The following is a 25,636-nucleotide window of genomic DNA, read 5'->3' as shown; positions in this document are numbered from 1 at the left end:
CAAAAAATCTACCGAGCAGTCGCTACTTTTCGAGCGCAGCCAGGGTGGGATCGACCGGCGTGGGAGCCTCCAAGTCGGAGACCTTCACAATGCCGTTCTCGTCGGAGAAGGCACGGTAAATGGTCTGAATCGCCAGGTCGAAGTCTTTCTCCTCAACACCGATAATGATGTTGATCTCGTCGCAGCTCTGCGAAATCATGCGCACGCTCACGCCGGCCTGGCCAAGCATGCCAAACAGGTGGCCCGAGATACCCGCGCGGCCGCGCAGGTTACGACCGACGGTAGCGATGAGCGCCAAGCCCTCGACAACCTCGATCTCGAGCGGCTCGACCTCCTGCTGAATGTCGCTCACAAGCGAGTACAGCGAATCGTGAACGTCCTGCTCCTGCACCACGGCGCCAAAGCGGTCGACACCGGTGGGCATGTGCTCAACGGAAACGTCATAGCGCTCGAAGACCGAAAGCGCGCGGCGCATAAAGCCGACACGGGGCTTGGTGCGGTCGCGGGCCACATTGATGGCGACAAAGCCGCGTTTGCCGGTCACGCCGGTAATGATGGGCTCCGCCTCGCCCTCGTCAGCCGTCTCGCTAATGATGGTGCCGGGGTCCTGCGGCGCATTGGTGTTCTTGATGACCAGCGGAATGCCTGCCTCGCGCACGGGGAACACGGCCTCCTCGTGCAGGACGCTTGCGCCCATGTACGAAAGCTCGCGCAGCTCCTCGTAGGTAACGCGCGCAATGGGCTGAGCCTCGGGAACAATACGCGGATCGGCAGAATAGAAGCCCGAAACGTCGGTCCAGTTCTCGTACAGATCGGCGCCAAGGCACTTGGCCAGAATCGAGCCCGAAATATCGCCACCGCCTCGATCGAGCAGCTTGATCTGGCCCTCACGCGTCGCGCCGTAGAAACCGGGCATAACAAAGCCACCCTGCTGGCCGTACTCCTGCACCAGCTCGGAGGTGCGGTTCATGCTGAGCGTACCATCGTGATGGAACGCCACAACCGTCGCGGCGTCCAGGAACGGCAGGCCCAGGTACTCGGACATCAGGCGAGCGGTGAAGTACTCGCCGCGGCTCACAAGCTCCTCGGTGGAGTAGCCGCCCGAGCGGGCGCGCTCGGCAAAGGCTGCGAACTCCTCGCGGATGGGATAGGTGAGCTCCAGCTCGTCAGCGATATCAAAATAGCGCTGACCGATGTCCTCGAGCAGCTCCTCGCACGACACGTGATACTTAACGTGCGCGTTAACCAGGTAGAGCAGGTCGGTCACCTTGGTGTCGCCCTTAAAGCGGCGACCGCAGGCGGAAACCACCACAAAACGGCGGGCAGGGTCGGCATCGACGATGGCCTTGATCTTCTTGAAGTGTTCGGCGTCGGCGACCGACGAGCCGCCAAACTTGGCAATCTTAATCATGGCGTGGAGGTTACCTTTCTAAAAGCCTCTGCAAACCTGTTTTGCGCGCTCTGATACCATGGTTTCACCGATTGGGACCAAGGTATCCGAGGAGCACTGTTATATGGGAACTTATCATAGTACACGAGGAAGCACTTTATCATGCTCAAGTAAGGTGGCAATCCGTACCGGCATCGCTCCCGACGGGGGTTTGTTTGTCTCGGACGAGCTTGGCACCCAGCAGGTCGATATCAGCTCGCTTGCTGATAAATCGTACTTTGAAATCGCTCAAAATGTGTTGGGAATGTTACTGAACGATTACACGGACGAAGAAATTTCGGCGTGTGTCGACGAGGCATACCGCGGCACGTTCGCGAGTGAAGAGGTCACGCCTCTCGTCAAGCTCGACGCAGCACCGGGCACCGACGCCCCTCAGACCTATGTGATGGAGCTCTTTGGCGGCCCCACGAGCGCCTTCAAGGACGTCGCCCTGCAGATGCTCCCCCGCCTCATGGCCCGCACCTCCGCCCAGGACGGCGGCGCCGAGCGCATCATGATCGTCACCGCCACGTCGGGCGACACGGGCAAGGCAGCACTCGCCGGCTTTGCCGACGCCCCGGGCACGGGCATCACCGTCTTTTATCCCGAGGGCAAAGTCAGCCGCGTACAGAATCTGCAGATGTCCACTCAGGAGGGCGATAACGTCGCCGTCTGCGGCATCCGCGGCAACTTTGACGACGCCCAGAGCGCCGTCAAGCGCATCTTTGCCGATAAGGAGCTTGCCGAGCGTCTGGAGGCCGCAGGCACGGTGCTTTCGAGCGCCAACTCCATCAACGTCGGCCGTCTGGTACCGCAGGTCGTCTACTACTTTGCCGCCTATGCGCAGCTGTTGCGCGCCGGCGCCATCAAGGCTGGCGATGCCGTGGAGTTCTGCGTACCGACCGGCAACTTTGGCGATATCCTGGCCGGTTACTATGCCAAGCGCATGGGTCTGCCCGTCGCCAAGCTCATCGTCGCGAGCGACAAGAACAACGTGCTGGCTGACTTCCTGAGCACCGGCGTCTACGACCGCAACCGCCCGTTCTTCACGACCATCTCGCCTTCGATGGACATCCTCATCAGCTCTAACCTGGAGCGCATGCTCTACTTCCTGTCCGATGGCGACTGTGAGCTCGTTGCCGGCCTTATGGAGCAGCTGGCGCGGACTGGTCGCTACGAAGTTCCCGCCGACCTGCTGGCAAAGATTCAGAGCGTCTTTGGCTGCGGTTGGGCCAGCGAGGACGAGGTACGCACTGCCATCAAGAGCTGCTGGGACGCGAACGGCTACGTGATCGACCCGCACACCGCCTGCGGCTATCACGTCTTTGAGCAGGTCGCTCCCGCCGAGGGCGCCAAGGCCCGCGTGCTGCTTTCGACCGCCAGCCCCTACAAGTTCCCGCGCGCCTGCTGCGGCGCCCTGGGCCTCGACGTTCCCGAGGACGACTTTGAGGCCATGCGCGTGCTCGAGCAGGCAACCAACACGGTTGCCCCGGTCCAGCTCGCCGAGCTCGAGTCCAAGCCCGTCCGCTTCGAAGACGTCTGCGACGTAGCCGACATGGCCAACTACGTAGAGCAGGCTGCAAAAAAGATGGCTACCAACTAAACCCTTACTAGGCGCCGGCGAAAGCCGGCGCACCTTCTTTTATCAGATACTCACCGGGATAATGACGAGCTGACATGCGGGTCTGCCTGTTTAGTTCGTCGCGAGTTCCGCACGAGCCGGAAAGCACTTAATGTGCTTTCCGAGCGAGCCAGGACTGCCCGAGCAGCGAACTAAACAGGCAGACCGCCCAGGAGATTCCCATGATCAAAATCACCGTCCCCGCCACCAGCGCGAACCTAGGCATTGGCTACGACACCCTCGGCATGGCCGTCAGCCTCTACTCGCACTTCACCTTCGAGCGCGCCGACAAGCTCACCATCACGGGCTGCCCCGAGGAATTCCAAAACGAGAACAACCTGGTCTACGTTAGCTTTGTCGATGCACTGGCCGCATGGGGCGAGCCGGCCTTCCCCGTCGCCATCGACATTCAGACTGACGTTCCCGTCGCCCGCGGCCTGGGCTCCAGCTCCACCTGTGTCGTCGCCGGCATTATGGCCGCCGCCGCGCTGACAGGCCACACCGTCGACCGTGCCGAGCTCGTCCGCATTGCCACCGAGGTCGAGGGCCATCCCGATAACGTCGCCCCCGCTATCCTGGGCGGCGCCGTCTGCTCCTTTACGCCGACCGATTCGCTCCCCCAGTGCCTGCGCTACGAGGTGAGCGATCGCCTGCGTTTTATTACCGTGATTCCTCCCTACGAGGTGCATACGAGCGAGGCGCGCAAGGTCGTGCCGCAGGAGGTTCCGCTCTCCACCGCCGTATGGCAGATGGGCCGCATCGCCGGCATGACGCGCGGTCTTGAGTCCGGCAACCTCGACCTGATTGCCGCCGCCAATGACGACCGCATCCAGGAACCCTATCGTCGCCGTCTGATTCCCGACTACAACGCCGTGCGCGACACCTGCCTTAACGGCGGCGCCAAGACCATCTGGATCAGCGGATCGGGCTCGACCCTTATGGCTGTGACCGACGACACCATCGTGGCAAAGTTCCTGCAGGTCAAGCTGCGCGAGCAGTTCCCTAAGTGTGATACGCATATTCTGACGTGCGACACCGAGGGCGCTCAAATCGAGTACCTGTAGCGCCCTGCCTCATTGCTCTCACCGGTCCCCTTGGGGCTTCCCCTGAAAACGTCCTCGATCATGAATTGCCCCGTCGTGCGCTTCGCGCGACGGGGCAATTCGATCTGCGGATTGTTTTCAGGGGAAGCCCCAAGGGGACCTGCGCAGCCTCGACAGGATAATCGCATTCGCTGATTTAATCTTGTGCTCCAACGGAGCCACAGACGAGAGGCCTTCGCGCTGCGGAATAATTTTGAGGGGAACAACCCGACCATCCCTGCGTTTACCTTGCTGAGGATGTCTACAGGGACCCACGCTTTGAAGGGGCGCCGGGCAGATAGGGGCTTTTTAGGTTACATAATAAACTGTTTATCTATGCTACTATTTAACTAGGCATCGCAGTATGGAGGTGGTCAAAGTGTTACGCACACTCAAAGCTTCGTTTTTCCTCTCGATACTTTTGATATTACCGATATGTTTCTCGTTTAGCCCTTCGACTGCTTATGCTGCAGAAAGCGATGCTGTCGCAATTTCTGGCGCAACCCAAGATTTTGATTTAACGAAAGGTCCCGAGCAGTCTCATCAAATCAAGCTTAAGGATGGGACCGTTGCAGTAATAGGAATTAAAAAAACCAATGAACCCAGCCTGATATGGGACAGTTACTACAACAACGCATCTGGAACTTGGACTATCTATTACAACAGTCCTTTTATTTATCGCGAATTCAAGATCAAGATAGCGAACTCGCTCATTACCAGCGCTTGGGGACAAAACTATACGACTATCGGCTGTACGGTAACTAACGAGTCCTTTATATGGAACTCGAAACAGGCGACATATCGACTCAACTATGAATCGATGGGGATGACGTCCGGTATCGCCGTGTTGCAAGCGACCATGGAAGGCAGCACGCTCCACACCTATGCAAACTAGACTCACATCAATTGAGGAAGTTCAATGATCCCAATTCCTGCACGCTCAGACATTATGATCGCTCTCGTTTGGATTCTCGTCGGAGTGCTTATTTGGCGTATCTGCAAATGGGTTAAAAACAAGAAATAGTTGATAAAACGTATATGCCATTTATGCGATGCTTGGGGCCGTTAAATCGGCCCCTATTTCTATAGCTTTTCAAGCAGCAGTCACCCATTTGGAAGTCGCAATGCCATTCATACGATTTCGGCCCTTTAAGCCGCTATCTATTGGTAGGGACTCTTGCTGGTAAGGAGCGCTTACTAGATACAAACCTTGGCAATATATTGGTTTAGGCGGCGCTGGTTTCTTTGTATTCGAAGACTGGCTCTAGGAGATCTTCGATGTTGCAGTGGAGGGCTTTTGCTATGGCTCTTACGCTTGTTACCGAAGCTTCATTGATGTTTCTCTGGCGCTGCTCGTACATTTGGATTGAGCGGAGTGACACACCCGATTCGTATGCTAGATCTTGTTGGGTTTTCTTAAGCTTCTTTCTTGCTAACGCAAGTTTGGTTTGCCTGGACGCTTTTTTCGCCATATCGCAGACGAGGCGAGCCACGCGTTCCTCCGAGGCTTCGTGCCAGGGATAGTACAGACTGCGCAGTGCGTCAAACGGAACGACATGCAGCAGGTCTTCGAAAGACTCCCCTAAACGCCACTGCAGATATGCCAGTATCCAGCCTGTCCAATACTCTGGCGTCTTCTCAAAACGATAGGTGCGATCCGGTATAAACCCGCTCTGATAGCCGGACCTTTCAGCGATAAGCGCGAACAGCTCAACGCCCGATTTTCCCGATACGACCCATGCGTTGCCGCGTTCGAACTCGCGAGCTACGCCGCTCAGGCAAAAGAGTTCAGCAACTTCCGATCCTTCGGCTCCATAATCGTTAACGGCATAATCAAAGCAGTCGCCGAGGTTGTTCATTGCATCCTCGAGGTAATAGATGGGATATGTTCTACTCGGTCCACAATTCGTCAACTCTTGGATCATCTAAATCAACCCTCCCTGTCATTAAATCCCTAATGTAGACACCCTCAGAGTCGAATCCATTCACAGTATCCAGGTACTTGCGCCGCGCGTTCTGTTCTCGCTTAAAGCGCTTGGGATAATACTCAGATCCCAACGCCTGCCTCCATTCGCGGAATCTGATTACTGAAAACGCACGCTCACTCATAAGAGCGTATTGGATGCCCAAATCGCCCAAACGCATAATGAGTTGCAGTTGCCTAAGCGAGATCATGCCGTTAACGAACTGTCTTGCAAACGAAAAGTAAGAATCGTCGGCGCGATAACCTCGAATTACGTCATAGGGAGAAATATCAATTAGGCAGTTATCCAGCAGATAGCGAAGTCCTTCGCGCGCCAGCGGTGTCGAAACATTGAACTCCCTATTGTTAGCCAAAATCGCAAGCCAATTGAGAATTGAAAACTCCCCGGACTCCAAGTCCAAGACCGCAAGACCATCCATATCGAGCTCATATCGATTCGCGATACCATCGGACTCGGTCCGACATGCCCACTCCATTGCCATTTCCTCATGCGGCGTGCAATAAAACCCACACCCATAGTCATTGAATTGTCTGCATTTATCCAACGACGGATGCTCGACAACAACCTCCGACCCGTGCCAAAGCTCCATATCGACCTCCAAACAAAAATATCACCCCAGTGATAGTTTACCAATAACTATCACTGGGGTGATATAGGTGGGAGCTTTTGAAGGGTTGCGGCCCGATTAGAGGCAAGCCTCGGCGATGCGCTTTTTGAGTTCGTCGATGCCGGTACCGGTTTGGGAGCTTGTGATGATCACGTTCTCGGCCGGGACGTTGAGCTGCTTTTTGATGGCTGCTGCCTGGCGGGCCTGCTGAGTGCGGCTGAGCTTGTCGGCCTTGGTGAGGCAGACGATAAAGTTGAACTCGTTGCCCTGCAGGTAGTCGATCATGTCATGGTCGAGCTTACTGGGATCGTGGCGAATGTCCACCAGCGATACAACCAGGTTAAAGCTGCGCTCGGAGTCGAAGAAGTCGCCGATGAGCTCGGCCCAGCGGTCACGCTCGGCCTTGGAACGACGGGCGAAACCATAACCCGGCAGGTCGACGAAGTGCACGTCGTCAGCCTCAAAGAAGTTGATGTTGCTCGTCTTGCCCGGTGTGCTCGAAACCTTGACGAGGTTTTTGCGGCCAAAAAGCTTGTTCATGATCGACGACTTGCCCACGTTGGAGCGGCCGACGAAGCTCACCTCGGGGCAAGTGGACTCGGGAATCTGCGAAACCTTGCCATAGCTGGCAACGAACTTGGCAAGCTGGTAGTTAATGGAATCGGCCATGGACACTCCTTGGTCGTAGGTTCTTACAAAATGGGGTGCACTATTGCGCAGCGGCAATGCGGCGGACGATATCGAGCGTGATGTCACTTGCGACACGCGCGTACTCGAACAGATCGAACTCTCGGTCGCAAATTGCATCGTACGCCTCGTCACAATTATCGCTGATAGCGCGCAACACCAGGCAATCGACACCATTTTTGGTTGCGACATGGGCAATTGCCGCGCCCTCCATGCCGACACAATCGGCATGTGTCGCCTCGATAGCGTCGTTGCGCATGGCGGCGCCCGTCACAAAGCGGTTACCCGTGGCAATCGTGCCGACCAGGAACTGCTTGGTGCCCTCGTTCGAAGCGACTGCATTTGTCGAAGCGTCAACAAACCCACGCTCAGCAAGCACGTCGACGGCAATATCGACCAACGCGGGCGTCGAGCCAAACTCCTCGAGCCCCGGTGCGGACTCGGCGATAAGCGCGGTATCGGTATCCAGATAGCGCAGGCGTTTGCCAATGACCACGTCGTCGATATGGAGCTTGGGGTTCAAACCGCCCGCAATGCCCGAAAACACAACAGCTTGCGGAGCATACTTGCTAATGAGGTGCTGTGTTGCAGCGGCAGCGTTCACCGTGCCCATGCCCGCAATTGTGGCAACAACTGTCAGGCCGTCGAGCTCACCGCTCACAACGGTCAAGCCTGCCTCCCGTGCCTCGCAAATGCCGCTCAACTCTTTCTTAATCTGCATGATCTCTTTTTCGAGCGCACCGATAATCGCGATGGTAGCCATACCATTCCCCAAACCTATACGAAATTCTCAACCAAGGTATGGTACCAGCATTTTGTTTGACCTCGCCAAACGAACACGCTAAGCCAGTGCAGCTCGCGTATCAAACAGAGCCTTTGCAATCGCGGCCGTAACCTCGCTCGAACGGTCACTCCATGGCATCGATGTCATGACGCTCATGACATAGGTACGGCCATCGATGTCGATGAGGCCCGCATCGCATGTCGAATAGTAACCATCCTCGCTAATCCAGCCTGCCTTGTTGCGCACCAAAACCTGCTCGTCCGCAATGCCATCGCGAATAAACGAACGCGATGTTGATGCCAGAAGGCCCGACAACCACTGTGAAATCTCGGCATCCATGCTCAGATACTCGCTCATCTCGCGCCATAACCTCGCAGAAGTGCGCGGGCAGTAGGTCGGAAAATCACTCATCGGATTCAGTGCCGTTTCGTCATCAACGCCCAGATTGGCAATCCAATCCTCATAGCCATCATGGTCAAACGCCGCGCGTAACGCGATAAACGAATCGTTGTCTGAGTTGACGACGGCATTCTCGATAAGGTCGCGCACCGTCTGCCAGCCCATGCTGTAACCAGCATACGTGGCTAAAGGCCCATCGAGCGACACCTGCCCCGATTCGACCAACGTCTCGCAAATATAGAGCGCATACAGCGCTTTGTAGCTGCTCGCTCCATACACCTCGACATCGGCGTTATACGTCACGCCCCTACCGCTCGATAGGTCGTAGAACACTACACCCACGTCGCCCAGCTCCTGCGCCCGACACAGGGCATCCTGGAGCGAGGCAAGACTCTCATCCTCCAGGGCGGAAATCTGGTCATCAACCAGTGAGAAGGTCTGCACGGTATCACCTGAAGGGATATCGTTGAAGTCAGCCTTCGAAAGTCTCGTCTTGAGATCTGCCGACGCTTTGGACTTTGAAACCTTCTCATTTTGCAGCTGTACCGTTGACGCATCTGGGCGCCCCGTTCGCTCCGAGGCGTAGGTTTTAACGGTAATTCCGAGGATAATAACCGCCGTCGTTAGCATCCCAATGGCGGCAATCTTCCTCACGCGGATGCGAGCGCCGGCAAGGCCACGCGAAGACGTGCCCTTCGTCTTATATCTGCTGCCATGCTGCGGCACATACTCGTCCCGCGATGCGATGTTTCGCACGTGGTCTCCTGACTGCCACCGTTTATATACGAGCAGCATGATACCGAGCAGGCAATTCTTTCCAAAGATATTCAGCGGCGTTTAAGGTGTCTTTAAAGAAACCACAAGCGTATTTATCCAAATGGCACGATTCTGTTGCGCATCTCACCGCAACCCAGAGAGCAGTCTTTTTAGGACGGGGCTCTTTAGCAATCAACTAGGTGCCCAGGGGCACTCATTTAAGTCTGTCCCCAATGAGTGCCCTTGGGGAACGAAAATGGCAGGCTATCCGATTGCGTTTTTGAGCTCCGCACGGCGCTTTTTCATACCGGCCATAACGGCATTGCGCAGCTCGGGCATGCGCGCGGTATCCATCTGAGGTACGCCCTCAAGCTTATAGGGAATGCCCAGTTGCTCGTACTTGACGACACCCATCGTGTGATACGGCAGCATTTCCAGGCCCACCACGTTGTGCCATGGAGCGATGAGGCGACCGAGCTTCTCGCACTCCTCCACCGTGTCGGTAATGCCCGGCACAACCACGTGGCGGATAACGACCTTGATATTGCGACGTGCAAGCTCATCGCCAAACGCCAGGATGCGTGCGGGATCACAACCGGTCAGCTTTTTATGCTCGACCGGGTCGGCATGCTTAATATCGAGCAGTACCATGTCGGTCTCGTTGAGCACGGCATCGAACTTCTCGGGATGCTGAGGGTCGAAGGCGTAGCCACAGCTATCCAGGCAGGTATGCACACGACCATCGGGGTTGTTGTGCATTGCACGGAACAGGTCGGCCAAAAACTCGGGCTGCAGAAGCGGCTCGCCGCCCGAAACCGTAATTCCGCCGCTGCGATAGAACTCGTGGTTACTCTGGAACTCATCCATGAGGTGCTCGACGGTCACCATCGTGCCGCCGTTGACCGACCAGGTATCGGGATTGTGGCAATACGCGCAGCGCATGGGACAGCCCTGAACAAACACCACAAAGCGGATGCCGGGTCCGTCGACCGTTCCCATCGTCTCGATTGAATGCACGCGGCCAAGGGCAAACGCAGAGTCCTCGGGACGAGCGTCCACACCCTCAAGCGTCATTTCTGCCATTCGCGCTACCTTGCCTCTCCTTGGATGCAACCAATTAAAATGCCAGAGCCATTCTAGCCCATACGCATGATGGTGAAATGGTTTAGCGGTCAATTGGGCTGTTCTATTTGACCCAACGCAAGAGCGGCGGGAGGGTTATCGCAACCCGCCCGCCGCCGTGGCAATAGAAATCGATAGACGCCAGGCTTTACGCCTTGAGCGTGAGCACCGCGCCGAAGGCGGTCGGGCCGCAATGGCTCGAGATGACGCCGCCGACCTGAGTCCAGGTAATGTCCTTAAAGCCCAGGTCGTGCGCATAGACTTCCATGTCGTCGCGCAGCTCCTGGGAAAGGCCTACCGAATACGCCAGGCCAATGTGCGAGTAGTCAATCTCGCCCTTCGCAACCATGTGGTCAATAAAGGCGCGGGCGCACTTGAGCATAGAGCCGCGGAACTTCTTGGTTGCCACGAACTTGCCGCCCGTCACCTCAATGCAGGGCTTAATCTTGAGCAGGTGGGCGCCAAGGAATGCCACGTTGGACAGACGACCGCCCGCCTTAAGGAAGGCTAGGTCGGTAGGAACAAAGCCCAGCAGCACACGGTCCATGACGGAATTCGTATATGCAAAGATCTCGTCGACGGTGGCATCGGGGTGAGCCTCGATGTATTTAGCGGTCTCGACGACAACGAGCGACTGGCCCACCGAGACAAAACGCGTGTCCATGGAGAACACGTAGTCGCGCCCCTGGGCCGCAATCTTGGAGGACTGATGCGAGCAGGTCGTGGCCTCGGAGTACGCAAGATGCAGAATGGTCGCATCGGGCTGCTCGGCATGGATACGGTCATACACGTGAGCAAAATCCGCAGGCGCGCAGCCACTGGTCTTGGGCATTACGCCAAACTCGTTGCAGCGCGAGTAAATCTCGAGCGGATCGATGGAGCCGTCCTCGACGGTCTCGTCACCAATCGTGACATGCATAGGCACGCGCACGATGCCGTAGCGTTCGCAGAGCTCTGGCGTCACATCCGAACCAGATTCAACCACGATTACGTACTTGCCCATTATTATCACGACCCATCTCGACATTGGCTTTTCAATACATGGCACGCGCCGCCGCACTGTTGCACAACGGCGGCAGAGCGCCAAAGAGACGCCGCCCCTTGCACACAACAAAGGACAGCGTCTCCCTGGAAAACTCCGTGCTTATCTGAGATTCTACACGGTTTATTAATAGGTGTTACTTACTCCGCAAACGGTAGCTATACGCGATAAACGGTAGTTCGCTGCGGCAACTGCAACACATTTCGCCCAGCAAGTCCAATCGTGCTCCACGCACGGTTAATGCGCGAGGCGGTAGAACTCCATCGACGCCGCACCTTCGGCATGCAACCCCATCGCCGGAACCGCCGGCGAATAGGTACGGCTCGTAAGTGCCGCCTCGCCGCCATTTGCAAAAATCTCGACCATCGTAGTGTCCGAAAGCACGCGCAGGTCGCGAAGCTCGCTGAGCTCGATCGACCTTTGGTCGCGCCCATAGCCTTCGTCACCCATGTCGAGGGTAAGCATCCCGTCCGCATAACGTACAAAGACACCCTTGCGGATTTCGAGCTCGACCATCTTGGCGCCCTCGCAGGAAACCACAAGATCAAACAGGCGGCCCGGCTCCTCGACGGTCTCTCCGCCTACAGTACGAACGCAGCCGCCGCGCATCCTCTCAATCTCGTACGCCGGCTGCTGGCAGAGCTTACCATCGCGTATGCTCAGCTCTCGCGGCACCGTCAACGCGCACTGCCACCCGCGCGCCACCGTCGGGTTTTCTGCCGTCGCGTCGGGGCAACCCGACCATCCGATCATCAAACGCCGGCCTGCAGCATCCTCAAAGGACTGCGGAGCATAGAAATCAAAACCGGCATCGACCATCGGGGGCATGCCCTGCCTGACGATTTTAAAGCTCGGCGCCTCCCAATCGGCCTCGATGGAGAACCACACGCACTGATGTGGATTGCGGTAACGCCAACCATCGGCAGGCACACCCTGCGGACAGCAAACGAGAATAAGCTCACCATCGAGCTCAAACAGATCAGGACACTCCCACATAAAACCAAACTTCTCGCCTAGCTCAATGCGCGTCGCATAGCTCCAGTCCTCTAGATCGCTCGAGGTATAGACAAGCACGCAGCCACGGTCGTCTTTCGTACGAGCGCCGAGAACCATGTAGTAGATACCATCGTGTTCAAGGATTTTGGGGTCGCGCACGTGCGTACCGATATCGTCGGGGTAATCGATCGGCCCAACAGCTATGCGCTTCTCGCCCAATTCGTCGGGATTCTCGGCAACCATATGAATCTGGTTTTGCTCACGGCCCGTCAACACGTAGTCGTAATCATCGCGGTCAAAATGCTTGACGTTGCCGGTATAGAAGTAGTGAATCTTGCCATCACGTACAAAGGCAGAACCAGAATACGCTCCACTCGAATCCAAATCGGAATCGGGGAACAGCACGGGGCCGTGATTCTCGTACGTCACAAAATCCTTTGTCGTCAGATGGTTCCAAAGCACTGGACCGCCATGCGCAGCATCGAACGGATCGTATTGGTGATAGATGTGATACGTATCACCAATCTGCACCAAACCGTTGGGGTCGTTAAGCCAGCCAAGCTCAGGCTCCACATGGAACAGGAGCCTATCGGGGTCGGACGCGATGCGAGCCGCCGTCTCATCCTGTCCGGCGCGCCACTGCTCATAGTCCGCGCGTGTCACCTTATTTTTTTGATTAAACATCGCCATTGGCCTTCTCGTCTATAGGGAAGGACGCTCGACTCACATGAGCCGAACGCCCTTCCTCAAATGGACTTATCCGCACGTTACGCTGAAAGGATCAACTAGAAGCTGACATCGAAGCCAGCGCCAGCGCCCTCTTCATCGGTGGTCGGAACGCCCTTTGCCTTGTTGTAGGCAAAGATCAAGACGATCGGCACGATAAAGGCGATGAGATTGCCAGCCACATACCACACGAGCGTCTCGGGCGTAACGATGAGCAGGCCAAGCACACCGGTCAGACCCTGACCGATAGCGCGCACCTCAAAGAACTTCACGAAGGCACCGCCGCAGCCTGCACCGATGCATGCGCAGATGAACGGAATGATCGAATAGCGCATGTTTGCAGCAAAGATAGCGGGCTCGGAGATTCCGACCAGCGTCGGGATAAAGGACGACATGCAGATGTTGCGCTCTTTGGAATGCTTCTTATGAATGAGGTACATGCCGATGGCGCCGCCGCCCTGGGCGATAATGGAAACCGACCAGATGGCCTGGATGTAGTTGAAGCCAGTCGTGGCGACGAGGTTTGCCTCGATACCCTGGATGAACTGATGCGTACCGGTAACGACAAGCGGCTGCAGGAACGCGGCGAAGACAAAGGCACCAAAGACGCCCATCCTGTTGTACAGGATATCGATTACGCCGCCGAGGACGTCGCCGATCAGGTTGCCGAGCGGGCCGAACACGGTGAACAGGGCGACGTTAGCAAGAATCAGGGTAACGGTCGGGACAAAGACGAACGAAACGACCTCGGGGATGTACTTCTGGGCAATCTTTTCGACCTTGGCCATAAACCAGGCAGTCAGGATTGCAGGGAACACGCCGCCCTGGAAAGCAACCATGGGAATGGATAGCGGACCAAAGTTCCAGTACTCAGCACCCGTCGGGTCCATAACGAACGTGTTGCGGTTCATAAGGCTCGGGTGAACCATGACGATACCGACGAGGATGCCCAGGATCGGGTTACCGCCAAAACGCTTGACCGCGCTGTACATAACCAGGACAGGCAGGTAGTCGAACGTGGTGGCGATAATGGCAAAGAAGCTTGCGAGGTTCTTGAGGAACTCGCTGTGATCGGCGAGGCTGCCTTCCATGCCAAAGAGGCCGTTGGCAACGATCAGCGACTTAAGGCCGATGATGATTGCAGCGCCGACGAAGGCAGGAATGATGGGGATAAAGATATCCGAGAATACCTTGAGGACCGAGAAGAACTTGCCCTTCTTGTCCGCCTCGGCGCCCTTGACCTCGGAAGCACTGATCTCCTTAACGCCCGTCAGAGCCATAAACTCATCGTAAACCTTGTTGACGGTACCGGTACCGAAGATGATCATGAGCTGGCCGCTGTTGTACAGCACGCCCTTGACGCCATCGATGTTCTCGAGCTCGGCCTTGTTGTATTTGCTCGTATCCTTGAGCACCAGACGCAGACGGGTCACGCAATGCGTGGCGCCCTCGATGTTCTCCAGTCCGCCGACGTTGTCGACGACTTGCTGGGACACTGCCTTGTAGTCCATGTTCCTCTCCATTCCTTTTCTAAATCATAAAACGGTTCGTTGCCGCTACAGAGACGCGATCGTTGCGTTTGCGCACTTGAGCGCACCGTCGGTGACCGTCAGCGCCACACCCTGGCCCTGCTTGTTGCAGAAGCGAGCGTTGAGCGCAACATCATCGACAAAGATGGTCGCGATGTCGTCGTCGACGACCAGACGCACATGGTGAGTGCCCTCGCCCTTAAAGAACAACGGACGCTCGAGGCCCATGTTGTTGACCTGGAACCACGGATACTGGGGGGCCGCCGTAAACTCGAGTTTGCCCTCACGCAGGTTGGCGCGGAACTCATAGGCAAGACCGGACTCGGCGTCCTCGGCAAGCTTCACCGAGAAGCCGGCAGCGTCACCGGCGAGCTCGATGTCGGCGTCGAGCATATAGGTAGAACCGGCATCCGCGGCGAGCACCTGCTCGACCTTGCCCGACTCGCACGAAAGCTCAAAGGCCTCGACTGCCTTAGCCTCGCCAAAGGCGCCAAGCATGCTGTCGGGAAGCTTGGTGCCGAGCGTTCCGTCGGCACGCTGAACGATCTCGAGAGGCATAAAAGTGCCACCCCACAGGTAAGAGCTGGGGTCGCCGCCCTCGTCGCGCGTAGGAACCCAACCAAAGAGAACGCGGCGCTCGCCGTCAAATGCGGTACGTGCAGCATAGTACGCGCGGCCATCGAAGGAATCGTCCGCAGGAGTGATCCAAGGACCGTTGATAGAGCGAGACATGCGGTAACGGGTCTTGTTGCCATCACTGTACTCAGAGAACACCAGATACCACCAGTCGCCCATCTTAAAGAGATCAGGCATCTCGAACATGGTGTACAGGCCCGGATTCCACCAGTCGCCCTGGAACTCCCAGGTATCCAGGTCCTTGGAGGTGAACTTGACCAGACGACCGGTCATCAGACGCTTGTCCTCGCCCACACGCGTGCCGAGGATGAGCATGTACTCTTCGTTCTCCTCATCCCAAAGAACAAAGGGATCGCGCCAGTTGCGGTCATCGTAACCCTCCTGGGGCGGAAGCAGCGTCTCGGCGATGTTCTTCTCCCACTTGACGGCGTCGTCGCTCGTTGCGTGAAGAAGAACCTGCTTCATCAAACGTGCGCGGACCTTATCGCGATTGCAACCAGTGTAGAGCGCATGGTACTTGTCGCCCACCTTAAACACCGTGCCGGCATAAATGTACTGGTCGACTTCCTCGTCGCCGCCGCGCTCAAGGCTCTCCCCATAGTCCTTGTAGTTGACGAAATCCTTGGTCGTAGCGAGTGCCCAGCCAAACGGCTCTCCGAAAGGTTCGGGGTTACGCGTGTCACGCTGATGATAGAGATAGAACGTGCCGTCCTCGCCGTACGGCATGATGTCGCCTACCCAAATTCCCTCAGGCTGGTAATACACCTTGTGCATCCGAGACTCCCTTTCCACGACATACTAACTCGGTACAATGGCAAGATATGTCAATCGTTTTCATATGTCAAACGTTTTCATAGCAATACGTCTTTTCGCAGTTCCAGTCGTCGGCAAACGGTTGGCATATGCCGGTGAACGGTCATCAGAGGCATTTGAGGAATTCTTTTGGCACGGGATGAACTACGCGGTTTTGCCCTCAATGAGTTCAACGGGAAGCTTGATATTCGATTCGGGATTATCGCCGTTAATAAGAGCGATGATGGATTGCGCCGCGAGCTCTCCGATGCGATCGATATCTTGACGTACGGTTGTTAAGTCAGGCATAAACGTCATAGTTCGACGGGCACCATCCGCGCCCACGACCTTAATATCGTCTGGAGCGCTCAAGCCGCGCTGCTTCATCACGTTGAGACAGATGGCCGCCATCGTATCGTCTCCCGCAAAGATGCCGTCAATATCGGGGTTCTCATCGAGGATCTTCGCAACGACCGCGCCCTTTTCGTCGTCGGGCTTAACGAACTCAACCTCACGGACAAGCGCGGACAAACCGGCCTGCTCAACAACATCGAGGTAGGCATCGGTACGCTTATTGGCAGGCATGCGCATGCGGCTATTGCTGCGCAGGCACAGGATACGCCTGCAGCCGTCATCAATCAGACGGCGCGTGGCGAGCTCGCCAATGCCATAGCTGTCACTTGCAATCTGGACAGAGCCCTCGCCAAGATCGCAGTCGATGCCAACCAGGCTCAAGCCCATCTCGGCATATGCCTCGGCACCGATATTGAGGGAGTTGACGATGACGCCGTCGACCATATTGCGGCGGAGCATGTCAATATAGGAACGCTCAAGATCGGGTCGATTAGCGCTGTTGCACAGCAACATCTTAAAGCCGTTTTCCGCTAACGTGCGCTCGACCGCCTGCACAACCTGAGCATGGAACGGGCTGCTCACAAAGGGAACAATCATGCCGATAAGGTTCAGGCGACCGTTGAGCATGGCACGGGCGATATCGTTGGGCGTGTAATTGATGCGCTCCATCGCCGCATGGACTTTATCGCGGGTTTCCTGGCTAATGTAGCCGCGATTATTAAGCACGCGAGATACCGTAGTAGGCGAAACCCCCGCCACCGCTGCAACTTCCTTGATGCCAGGCTTAGCCGTATCTTTAGAACGAGCACTCTCGCGAGCCATAGCACCCTCCCCCATCAACATGTCATACGTTTACATACGAACAAAGCATACCCCAACAACAGCGGGAAGACGGTAACAGCACAAGTAAGTAAACGACTCATCCAAATAATTAGGAGAGTTCCGCCTAAAGGGTGACTTCACAGGACCTCCGCCGGGCCGCTTTGGGTTACTTTCCAAAACATTTCCGCAGGACGCAAAGGGCTCCGCCGCGCGAAGCGCGCAGCGGAGCCCTTTGCATGTCCGAGGACGTTTTGGAAAGTAACCCAAAGCGGCCCGGCGATCCTGCGGGAGTTGAGTCCCTTTAGAACTTGTCGTGGAAGGTACGCGCAATGACCTCGTCCTGCTGCTCCTTGGTGAGCGTGTGGAAGTTCACGGCATAGCCGGAAACGCGGATGGTCAGCTGCGGGTACTTCTCGGGGTGAGCCTGAGCGTCGAGCAGCGTCTCACGGTTGAAGACGTTGATGTTCAGGTGGTGGCCACCCTTCTCGGCGTAAGCGTCGAGCATGTGGACCAGGTTATCGGCCTGAGTCTCGGAAACTTCAGAAACCTTCATAATGTGTCTCCTTCGATCGATAGGCGCCGGCCGAAACCGGCGCACTAATCAGTAATCGTTATTGTTAGTATAGCACTAACAATAGTTACTCGCCCAGCTGATCAAGGTCGATATCGCCAAAGAACACCTGGTCCTCCTTGCCGAGCGCACTCGGGATGATGGAGAAGGTGTTGGAGATGCCGTCCTGAGCATCGCGGAACGGGAGCTTGGAAACCGAAGACAGCGAAGCGATGGCGCCGTGGCTATCGCGCTTGTGCATGGGGTTAGCACCCGGGGCGAACGGCTGGCCAGCCTTGCGGCCGTCGGGCGTGGAGCCGGTCTTCTTACCGTACACGACGTTGGAGGTAATGGTCAGAACCGAGGTCGTGGGCACGGAGTTGCGGTAGGTGTCGTTCATGCGGATGTACTCCATGAACTGGTGCACAACGTCGTGAGCGATCTGGTCGACGCGGTCGTCGTCGTTACCGTACTTGGGGAACTCGCCCTCGGTCTCGAAGTCGACGATGATGCCGTTCTCATCACGGACGGGGTGGACCTTGGCGTACTTGATGGCGGACAGGGAGTCAGCCACGACGGAAAGGCCAGCGATGCCCGTAGCGAACCAGCGGTGCACGTGCTTGTCGTGCAGAGCCATCTGGATGCGCTCGTAGCAATACTTGTCGTGCATGTAGTGAATGATGTTCAGCGAGTTGACGTACACGCCAGCGAGCCACTTCATCATGTCGTTGTACTTGGCCACAACGTCGTCGTAATCGAGCGTATCGCCCTCGACGGCGCGATACTTGGGGCCGACCTGCTTCTTGGAGACCTCGTCAACACCGCCGTTGAGTGCATACAGCAGGCACTTGGCAAGGTTGGCGCGAGCGCCGAAGAACTGCATCTCCTTGCCAATGCGCATGGAGGACACGCAGCAGGCGATACCGTAGTCGTCGCCGTGGTAAACGCGCATAAGGTCGTCGTTCTCGTACTGGATCGAGGAGCTGGCGACAGAAGTCTTGGCGCAGAACTTCTTGAAGTTCTCGGGCAGACGGGTCGACCACAGAACGGTCATGTTGGGCTCGGGGCTGGTACCCATGTTCTCGAGCGTGTGCAGGTAGCGGTAGCTCATCTTGGTAACGAGCGTACGGCCGTCAACGCCCATGCCGCCGATGGACTCGGTGACCCACTGCGGATCGCCCGTAAACAGGGCCTGATACTCGGGGGTACGGGCAAACTTGACCATGCGGAGCTTCATGATGAAGTGATCCACGAACTCCTGGATCTGCTCCTCGGTGAAGGTACCGTTGGCAAGGTCGCGCTCAGCATAGATGTCGATGAACGTAGAGGTACGGCCGATGGACATAGCGGCGCCGTTCTGCTCCTTGACGGCAGCAAGGTAGGCGAAGTACATCCACTGGATGGCCTCCTGCGTGTTGGTAGCAGGGTTGGAAATGTCGAAACCATAGGTCTCGGCCATCATCTTGAGCTCGCCGAGGGCGCGGATCTGCTCCTGCAGCTCCTCACGATCGCGGATGTTGTCGGCGGTCATGACCGTCGGGGTGGAAGCCTTCTGGGCCTCCTTGTCCTTAATCAGGTAGTCGACACCGTACAGGGCGACACGACGGTAGTCGCCGATGATGCGGCCGCGGCCATAGCCATCGGGCAGACCGGTGATGATGTGAGCCGAGCGGCAAGCACGCATCTCGGGGGTGTAAACATCGAAGACGCCGGCGTTGTGGGTCTTGCGCTCGAAGGTGTAGCGCTCGACAACGTTCTCGTCGACCTTGTAGCCGTGCTGGCTGGCGGCCTGGCAAGCGATGCGGATACCGCCGTTGACGTGCAGCGCGCGCTTGAGCGGCTTGTCGGTCTGGAGGCCGACGATGGTCTCCTTCTCGCGGTGGGCGTTATCGATGTAGCCAGCGGGGTGGCTCACGATACCCGTGACGGTCTTGGTGTCCATATCGAGGACACCACCCTGCTCGCGCTCCTTAAGCAGCAGGTCGAGAACCTCGCCCCACAGCTCCTTGGTACGCTCGGTCGGACCTACGAGGAACGACTCGTCGCCCTCGTAAGGGGTGTAGTTCTTCTGGATGAAGTCTCGGACGTCAACCTCTCCCGTCCAAATGCCTTCCTTGAAGCCTTCCCATGCCTCCTGCATTGTGTAACCACGCTCCTAGTTACGTGTAATGCGGCGCTCTCTCACACCGCTGCTTATTGAATTCTTGAATTTTCGGCTTGCACTACCGGCTTCTTCCGTTCTTCACCACATGTTGGTGCAGGGAAAAACGTTTGTCCACCTTGGAACTGCAACCCAAAACCCAAGATTTCACCCGTTTGAGAAGGATAACATAGCGACCCTCTCCATCTGGGCTGTTATATGTTTCTTTTTTTATATCATAAGGGCGTTTTTTACAAACCCGCAGGAAATGCGAGCGTGAACAACTACCGTTCACCGATTTGTTTAGTTTTTTCCTTGCCTTTGTACGACGTTCACTCTAGCTGTTATGCCAGCTTTAGCAGGGTAAAGTGCCTCTGAGTGGGCTTTAGGACGTGCTCAGAGATCTACCCCTAACTTTGCTGATACCGACGGTGTACGGAGGTCGCCTAAAGGTTGTTTTCTAGGCATGTCCCAAAATCTACCGTATAGGGTGCGCGTGCGGGGGTATCATCTTTCACCGAAAATAGTTTCTAGTGTTAGGGGTTTTCGGTGGAAGATACCGATTTCCGTGAACTTGGGCGTCAGCTCCTTACCGAGTTCGGCAGCATGCATCAGCGCATTTCGCGCTTTGCGGACAAAGCCCTCGGCGGCGAGATGGCCGTCATGCGCGCCCTCATGCTCGCTGGCGGTTCGCTCACGCCGAGCGAACTCGCCGATCGCGCCTGGGTCTCGAGCGCCCGCATCGCCAATATCCTACGCGCTCTCGAAGCCAAGGGCTGGGTCGAGCGCGAGCACTCAAAGACCGACCGTCGTCGCGTACACGTCACGGTGACCGACAAGGGATTCCAGGATCTCGAAATCAAACGACGGGAATTCGAGGAGCGCAGCGCGGCCTTCCTCGAGCAGCTCGGCGAAACAGATACCCAAGAGATGGTGCGCCTTCTAAGACGTGCCAACGAAATTATCGACCGCAATCAAGAAAGGAGAGATGCCGAGTGAGGATTCTCAAGCTCTTTAAAAAGCACGTCCTGGCACTGTTCACAGCTATCGTACTTATCGTAATCAGCTGCAACGCCGATCTGGCGCTGCCTACCTATATGAGCGACATCGTCGACGTGGGCGTGCAGCAAGGCGGCATCGCCTCGCCCGTGCCCGACACCATTCGCGCCGAATCGCTCGACGACCTCGAACTCTTTATGAGCACCAAGGACGCCAAGACGGTAGAAGCTGCGTTTGGCAAGGCAGACAAAAACGGGATTCGCACGTACAAGGGAACCGAGGATGAGCGCGCCGACGGCAGCAAGCTCGCCGACATTATGAGCCTGCCCGAGACCGTCGTCCTTTCGCTCAACCAAGGGATCGACGCCGACTCCATGGGCGACATGACCGGCACGTCCAGCGAGAAAGACAGCGACGCCGCTCAGGCCATGCCCACGCCCGAGCAAATGGCAGCGATGACGCCCGAGCAGCTCGCCGAGATGCAGCAGAAGGCCGCAGCGGCGCAGAACATGCAAAAGCAGATTGATGCCGACGGCGGTAAGATCACCATGAAGAGCCTGCGCCTGGGTGTCGAGGGCGGTCTGGTAGACCAAAGCAAGCTCGTCGAGGGCGCCAACGAAATGGCGGATAAAATGGGCTCCATGTCGGGCTCCATCGTCACTCAGCGCGCCGTGAGCTATGCACAGGACGAGTACAAGGCGCAGGGCATCGACCCCGCCGACGTGCAGAACGCCTACCTGGGCCGCATGGCGACCACGATGTTTGGTCTGTGTCTGGTGTCGCTCGTCGCCACCATCCTGACCGGCGCCGTGGCTTCGCGCACCGCCTGCTCCATCGCCCGCGACCTGCGCCGCGAGACCTTCAACAAGGTTATGCACTTCTCGCCGGCCGAGGTGGGCAAGTTTAGCCAAGCCTCGCTCATCACCCGCTGCACCAACGACATTCAGCAGATTCAGATGGCCGCAACCCTGTTTATCCGCATGTGTCTTATGGCCCCCGTCATGGGCATCGTCGCCATCATGCGCGTCCTGGCCAACCACACCGGCCTGGAGTGGACCATCGCCGTGGCCATCATCGCGGTTTCGGCTGTCGTCGGCGTGCTTATGGGCCTCACCATGCCCAAGTTCAAAAAGATGCAGAGCTTCGTGGACCGCGTGAACCTTACCGCCCGCGAGCTGCTCGACGGCCTTATGCCCATCCGCTCGTTCAACCGCGAGGAGCATGAGCTCGAGCGTTTTGACAAGGCTTCGCTCGACCTGATGACCACGCAGCTCTACACCAACCGCGCCATGAGCTTTATGATGCCGCTCATGATGCTGGTCATGAATTGCATCACCGTGCTTATCGTCTGGTTTGGCGCGCAGGGCGTGTCCGACGGCGTGATGCAGGTCGGCAACATGATGGCGTTTATCTCCTACACCATGCAGATCGTCATGGCGTTTATGATCCTCACCATGGTTTCGGTCATCCTGCCCCGCGCCGAGGTCGCAGCCGAGCGCGTGGAAGAGGTCATCACCTGCCCCACGAGCATCAACGACCCCTCCTCGCCCAAACTGCCCGCGACCAGCGCGTCACGCGGTGAACTCACCTTCCGCGACGTGAGCTTCCAATATCCCGATGCCCGCGCCGATGTCATCAGCGGCGTGAACTTCACCACGCATGCCGGTCAGATGCTCGGCATCATTGGCTCCACGGGCTCGGGCAAGTCCACGCTCGTGCAGCTGATTCCGCGCCTGTACGACGTCACAGGCGGCAGCATTTCGCTCGACGGCATCGACGTGCGTGACATGACCCTTTCCGAGCTACGCCGCCGTATTGGTTATATCCCGCAGCAGGGTCGCCTGTTCTCGGGCACCGTCGAGAGCAACCTCAAGTTTGCCGGCGATATGGTGAGTGACGAGGATATGCGCCAGGCGGCACGCGTCGCCCAGGCGGAGGACTTTATCGCCGAGCGCGAGGGCGGCTACGACTCCCCCATCAGCCAGGGCGGATCCAATGTCTCGGGCGGCCAGCGCCAGCGCCTGGCCATCGCCCGCGCGTTGGCCAAAAAGCCCGAGGTCGTGGTGTTCGATGACTCGTTTAGCGCCCTCGACTACAAGACCGACGCTCGCCTGCGCGAAGAGCTGGCCAAAAACGTTACCGACGCCGCACTCGTGGTCGTGGCCCAGCGCATCGCGACCATCATGCACGCCGACCAGATCATCGTGCTCGATGACGGCCACGTGGTGGGCACCGGTACGCACGAGGAGCTGCTGCACAACTGCCCGGCATACCTGGAGATCGCACAATCGCAGCTTTCCGCCGAGGAGCTGGGGCTCACCCAAGAAGAAATTGCAGCCGTCATGGAAGGAGGCGAGCGCTAATGGCAGACGAGACCAAGACTCAGATTCCCAAGCCCACCCGCCGGCGCGGTCCTATGGGCCGTATGGGTGGCATGGGCCGCGGCGAAAAGGCCAAGGACTTTAAAGGCACCATGAGGCAGCTGCTCGGCTATATCGGCCAGCACAAGATTGCCGTGTTTGCTGCCGTCGCCTTTGCCGTGTGCTCGGTCATCTTTAACATTGTGGGGCCCAAGGTGCTCGGCCAGGTTACCACCAAACTGTTCGAAGGCCTGGTTGCCAAGGTCAACGGCACCGGCGACGTCGACTTTGCCTGGATCGCCAAGACGCTCGGCTTTTTGCTCTGCCTGTATCTGGCAAGCTCTATTTGCAGCCTTATCCAAGGCTGGCTTATGACCGGCGTCACGCAAAAGATCTGCTACCGCATGCGCAAGGAGATCGCCGCCAAGATCGCTGTCGTGCCGATGAGCTACTTCAACGGCCACAGCAAGGGCGACGTGCTCAGCCGCATCACCAACGACGTCGATACGCTCGGCCAGTCGCTCAACCAGAGCGTGACGCAGCTCATCACGTCGGTGACGCAGATTATCGGCGTGCTCGTCATGATGCTGTCGATCAGCCTGCCGCTTACCGGCGTCACCGTGCTCACGCTGCCGGCCGCCGCGATTATCCTGACCGTAATGATTCACTTCTCGCAGCCGTACTTCCGCGAGCAGCAGCAGGTCCTGGGTGCCGTCAACGGCATTATCGAGGAGGACTTTGCCGGCCAGAACGTCATTCAGGTGTTCGACCGCGCCGAGGCCTCAATCGAAGAGTTCGACCGCCAAAACGACCGCCTCTTTATTAGTGGCTGGCGCTCGCAGTTCCTGTCGGGCCTGATGATGCCGCTTATGAGCTTGGTGGGTAACATGGGCTACGTGGGCGTCGTCGTGGTGGGTGCGCAGCTCGCGCTGACCGGCAATGCCACACCTGGCGATATTCAGAGCTTTATCCAGTATGTGCGCAACTTTACGCAACCCGTGCAGCAGCTGGGCAACGTGAGCAACACGATGCAGTCGATGGCTGCCGCCACCGAGCGCGTCTTTGAGTTCCTGGCCGCGCCCGAGGAAGAGCAGAAGGCCGACGCGCAGATTCCCGAGAAGCGCCCCGGCCACGTGGTGTTTGACCATGTCAAGTTTGGCTATACGCCCGACAAGACCATCATCCACGACTTTAGCTGCGAGGCGCAGCCCGGCCAGACCATCGCCATCGTCGGCCCCACCGGCGCCGGCAAGACCACGCTCGTTAAGCTGCTGCAGCGCTTCTACGACGTGGACGGCGGCTCGCTGCGTGTCGAGGGCGTCGATGTGCGCGACTGGGACCGCGCGGCGCTGCGCGGCGAGTTTGCCATGGTGCTGCAGGATACCTGGCTGTTTAACGGCACCATCCGCGAGAACATCCGCTACGGACGCCCCGACGCGAGCGATGCCGAGGTCGAAGCCGCTGCGCGCGCCGCACGCTGCGACCACTTTATTCATACGCTCGCCGGCGGCTACGACTTTATGATCAACGAAGAGGGCACCAATCTGTCGCAGGGTCAGCGCCAGCTCGTGACCATCGCCCGCGCCATTTTGGCCGACCGTCCGGCGCTGATTTTGGACGAGGCGACTTCCAACGTCGATACCCGTACCGAGGAGCTTATTCAGCGCGCCATGGATGCGCTGATGCAGGGCCGCACGAGCTTTGTTATCGCGCATCGCCTGTCCACGATCCGAAACGCCGACGTGATCCTGGTGATTCGCGACGGCGACATCGTCGAGAAGGGCACGCACGACGAGCTGCTCGCCCAAGGCGGCTTCTACGCCGACCTGTACAACTCGCAGTTCGACGAGGCGGCGTAAATTCTGCCTCAGGGAACAAATAACGCCCGCGAACGGGGACGCAGGACAACCTGCGCCCCCGTTTTGTGTCCTTCGAGCCTCGAAACGCTTTTCCTGAGACCTCATTGACGGCGCTTTCCAGACCCCGTGGGCAAAAAAGGGCAAATATGAGTACTGTCACCTTTTTAGTAACAGCCAAAACCACCTCAAACGACCTCTTTGCGGCCCCTATACGCCTTTGAATTAATCAAAACGCCCGTTAGCAGGCTTCTGTCTGCCAACGTTAATGAACATATTTATCACTTTGTCTATTATCTCGCTAGACGGATATGTTACTAGGTGAGCAACAGTACTCATATTTGGCATTTTTTGCCCACGGA

Annotated in this window: 20 protein-coding genes; 6 read left to right on the top strand and 14 right to left on the bottom strand. The window is 57.4% G+C overall.

Translation table 11 applies throughout. The features are described from left to right. Positions 1-22: 22 nt before the first annotated feature. Positions 23-1,411 (bottom strand): aspartate kinase, encoded by a 1,389-nt coding sequence (locus tag ACKUUJ_RS03105; RefSeq protein WP_409064628.1) that lies wholly within the window; start codon positions 1,409-1,411, stop codon positions 23-25. Positions 1,412-1,514: 103 nt separating this feature from the next. Between ACKUUJ_RS03105 and thrC the strand changes: the two genes are divergently transcribed. The 3 genes from thrC (at position 1,515) to ACKUUJ_RS03090 (ending at position 5,027) form a co-directional block, all read left to right on the top strand. Next, positions 1,515-3,032 carry a threonine synthase gene (gene thrC, locus ACKUUJ_RS03100; protein ID WP_409064627.1) on the top strand — a complete coding sequence of 506 codons (1,518 nt, stop codon included), beginning with the start codon at positions 1,515-1,517 and terminating at the stop codon, positions 3,030-3,032. Between the two features lie 200 nt (positions 3,033-3,232). Next, a complete protein-coding gene (gene thrB, locus ACKUUJ_RS03095) occupies positions 3,233-4,114 on the top strand; it encodes a homoserine kinase (protein WP_118081148.1) in 882 nt (293 codons plus the stop codon). 382 nt (positions 4,115-4,496) lie between these two features. Further along, positions 4,497-5,027, top strand: coding sequence for a DUF5626 family protein (locus tag ACKUUJ_RS03090; RefSeq protein ID WP_195233986.1), 531 nt, complete (start codon positions 4,497-4,499; stop codon positions 5,025-5,027). A gap of 331 nt (positions 5,028-5,358) precedes the next feature. Here ACKUUJ_RS03090 and ACKUUJ_RS03085 read toward each other — a convergent pair whose 3' ends face one another. From ACKUUJ_RS03085 to pflB, 13 genes are all read right to left on the bottom strand, one after another. Then, positions 5,359-5,991 carry a helix-turn-helix transcriptional regulator gene (locus ACKUUJ_RS03085; protein WP_409064626.1) on the bottom strand — a complete coding sequence of 211 codons (633 nt, stop codon included), beginning with the start codon at positions 5,989-5,991 and terminating at the stop codon, positions 5,359-5,361. Positions 5,992-6,022: 31 nt separating this feature from the next. Next, a complete protein-coding gene (locus ACKUUJ_RS03080; protein ID WP_250787811.1) occupies positions 6,023-6,706 on the bottom strand; it encodes a DUF3990 domain-containing protein in 684 nt (227 codons plus the stop codon). Between the two features lie 96 nt (positions 6,707-6,802). After that, positions 6,803-7,393 carry a ribosome biogenesis GTP-binding protein YihA/YsxC gene (gene yihA, locus ACKUUJ_RS03075; RefSeq protein WP_006234871.1) on the bottom strand — a complete coding sequence of 197 codons (591 nt, stop codon included), beginning with the start codon at positions 7,391-7,393 and terminating at the stop codon, positions 6,803-6,805. Positions 7,394-7,433: 40 nt separating this feature from the next. Next, positions 7,434-8,174, bottom strand: coding sequence for a 5'-methylthioadenosine/S-adenosylhomocysteine nucleosidase (gene mtnN, locus ACKUUJ_RS03070; protein ID WP_409064625.1), 741 nt, complete (start codon positions 8,172-8,174; stop codon positions 7,434-7,436). 78 nt (positions 8,175-8,252) lie between these two features. Continuing rightward, entirely contained in the window at positions 8,253-9,350 is a 1,098-nt protein-coding gene (locus tag ACKUUJ_RS03065) for a serine hydrolase (RefSeq protein WP_409064624.1), read from the bottom strand. A 264-nt stretch (positions 9,351-9,614) separates the two neighbouring features. Continuing rightward, complete coding sequence (gene pflA, locus ACKUUJ_RS03060; RefSeq protein ID WP_409064623.1) at positions 9,615-10,433, bottom strand: pyruvate formate-lyase-activating protein; 819 nt, start codon at positions 10,431-10,433, stop codon at positions 9,615-9,617. Between the two features lie 187 nt (positions 10,434-10,620). Beyond that, a complete protein-coding gene (locus tag ACKUUJ_RS03055; RefSeq protein WP_409064622.1) occupies positions 10,621-11,475 on the bottom strand; it encodes a DegV family protein in 855 nt (284 codons plus the stop codon). A gap of 276 nt (positions 11,476-11,751) precedes the next feature. Next, positions 11,752-13,194 carry a glycoside hydrolase family 32 protein gene (locus ACKUUJ_RS03050; protein WP_409064621.1) on the bottom strand — a complete coding sequence of 481 codons (1,443 nt, stop codon included), beginning with the start codon at positions 13,192-13,194 and terminating at the stop codon, positions 11,752-11,754. 101 nt (positions 13,195-13,295) lie between these two features. Further along, positions 13,296-14,747, bottom strand: a complete 1,452-nt coding sequence (locus ACKUUJ_RS03045) for a PTS transporter subunit EIIC (RefSeq protein WP_409064620.1) — start codon at positions 14,745-14,747, stop codon at positions 13,296-13,298. 45 nt (positions 14,748-14,792) lie between these two features. Next, positions 14,793-16,175, bottom strand: coding sequence for a family 43 glycosylhydrolase (locus ACKUUJ_RS03040; protein WP_409064619.1), 1,383 nt, complete (start codon positions 16,173-16,175; stop codon positions 14,793-14,795). A 183-nt stretch (positions 16,176-16,358) separates the two neighbouring features. Then, positions 16,359-17,369 carry a LacI family DNA-binding transcriptional regulator gene (locus ACKUUJ_RS03035; protein ID WP_229090598.1) on the bottom strand — a complete coding sequence of 337 codons (1,011 nt, stop codon included), beginning with the start codon at positions 17,367-17,369 and terminating at the stop codon, positions 16,359-16,361. Between the two features lie 301 nt (positions 17,370-17,670). Beyond that, entirely contained in the window at positions 17,671-17,922 is a 252-nt protein-coding gene (gene grcA3, locus ACKUUJ_RS03030; protein WP_006234861.1) for an autonomous glycyl radical cofactor GrcA3, read from the bottom strand. Positions 17,923-18,007: 85 nt separating this feature from the next. Then, on the bottom strand, positions 18,008-20,059 hold the full coding sequence (gene pflB, locus ACKUUJ_RS03025) for a formate C-acetyltransferase (RefSeq protein ID WP_035137643.1): 2,052 nt from the start codon (positions 20,057-20,059) through the stop codon (positions 18,008-18,010). Between the two features lie 549 nt (positions 20,060-20,608). Between pflB and ACKUUJ_RS03020 the strand changes: the two genes are divergently transcribed. Genes ACKUUJ_RS03020 through ACKUUJ_RS03010 form a run of 3 tightly spaced genes read left to right on the top strand, consistent with a single transcriptional unit; the run spans position 20,609 to position 25,277 of the window. Further along, positions 20,609-21,058: a MarR family winged helix-turn-helix transcriptional regulator gene (locus ACKUUJ_RS03020; RefSeq protein ID WP_409064618.1), complete on the top strand. Its 450-nt coding sequence runs from the start codon at positions 20,609-20,611 to the stop codon at positions 21,056-21,058. Continuing rightward, positions 21,055-23,421: an ABC transporter ATP-binding protein gene (locus ACKUUJ_RS03015; protein ID WP_409064617.1), complete on the top strand. Its 2,367-nt coding sequence runs from the start codon at positions 21,055-21,057 to the stop codon at positions 23,419-23,421. Before ACKUUJ_RS03020 ends, ACKUUJ_RS03015 begins: the two co-directional genes overlap by 4 nt. Then, the gene (locus ACKUUJ_RS03010; protein ID WP_409064616.1) at positions 23,421-25,277 is read left to right on the top strand and encodes an ABC transporter ATP-binding protein; all 1,857 of its coding nucleotides are present in this window, start codon (positions 23,421-23,423) and stop codon (positions 25,275-25,277) included. The genes ACKUUJ_RS03015 and ACKUUJ_RS03010 overlap by 1 nt, the downstream gene beginning before the upstream one ends. Positions 25,278-25,636 lie beyond the last annotated feature (359 nt).

Origin of the sequence: Collinsella sp. wc0583 (assembly GCF_046116915.1) — a bacterium.
Lineage (GTDB): Bacteria > Actinomycetota > Coriobacteriia > Coriobacteriales > Coriobacteriaceae > Collinsella.
Note: the sequence above shows the minus strand (reverse complement) of the source record. Positions and strands in the feature narration are given on the sequence as shown.

Coding starts and splice junctions, on each gene's coding strand:
- ACKUUJ_RS03105 (WP_409064628.1), bottom strand. CDS start 1,411: ATGATTAAGATTGCCAAGTTTGGCGGCTCGTCGGTCGCCGACGCCGAA.
- thrC (WP_409064627.1), top strand. CDS start 1,515: ATGGGAACTTATCATAGTACACGAGGAAGCACTTTATCATGCTCAAGT.
- thrB (WP_118081148.1), top strand. CDS start 3,233: ATGATCAAAATCACCGTCCCCGCCACCAGCGCGAACCTAGGCATTGGC.
- ACKUUJ_RS03090 (WP_195233986.1), top strand. CDS start 4,497: ATGGAGGTGGTCAAAGTGTTACGCACACTCAAAGCTTCGTTTTTCCTC.
- ACKUUJ_RS03085 (WP_409064626.1), bottom strand. CDS start 5,991: ATGAACAACCTCGGCGACTGCTTTGATTATGCCGTTAACGATTATGGA.
- ACKUUJ_RS03080 (WP_250787811.1), bottom strand. CDS start 6,706: ATGGAGCTTTGGCACGGGTCGGAGGTTGTTGTCGAGCATCCGTCGTTG.
- yihA (WP_006234871.1), bottom strand. CDS start 7,393: ATGGCCGATTCCATTAACTACCAGCTTGCCAAGTTCGTTGCCAGCTAT.
- mtnN (WP_409064625.1), bottom strand. CDS start 8,174: ATGGCTACCATCGCGATTATCGGTGCGCTCGAAAAAGAGATCATGCAG.
- pflA (WP_409064623.1), bottom strand. CDS start 10,433: ATGGCAGAAATGACGCTTGAGGGTGTGGACGCTCGTCCCGAGGACTCT.
- ACKUUJ_RS03055 (WP_409064622.1), bottom strand. CDS start 11,475: ATGGGCAAGTACGTAATCGTGGTTGAATCTGGTTCGGATGTGACGCCA.
- ACKUUJ_RS03050 (WP_409064621.1), bottom strand. CDS start 13,194: ATGTTTAATCAAAAAAATAAGGTGACACGCGCGGACTATGAGCAGTGG.
- ACKUUJ_RS03045 (WP_409064620.1), bottom strand. CDS start 14,747: ATGGACTACAAGGCAGTGTCCCAGCAAGTCGTCGACAACGTCGGCGGA.
- ACKUUJ_RS03040 (WP_409064619.1), bottom strand. CDS start 16,175: ATGCACAAGGTGTATTACCAGCCTGAGGGAATTTGGGTAGGCGACATC.
- ACKUUJ_RS03035 (WP_229090598.1), bottom strand. CDS start 17,369: ATGGCTCGCGAGAGTGCTCGTTCTAAAGATACGGCTAAGCCTGGCATC.
- grcA3 (WP_006234861.1), bottom strand. CDS start 17,922: ATGAAGGTTTCTGAAGTTTCCGAGACTCAGGCCGATAACCTGGTCCAC.
- pflB (WP_035137643.1), bottom strand. CDS start 20,059: ATGCAGGAGGCATGGGAAGGCTTCAAGGAAGGCATTTGGACGGGAGAG.
- ACKUUJ_RS03010 (WP_409064616.1), top strand. CDS start 23,421: ATGGCAGACGAGACCAAGACTCAGATTCCCAAGCCCACCCGCCGGCGC.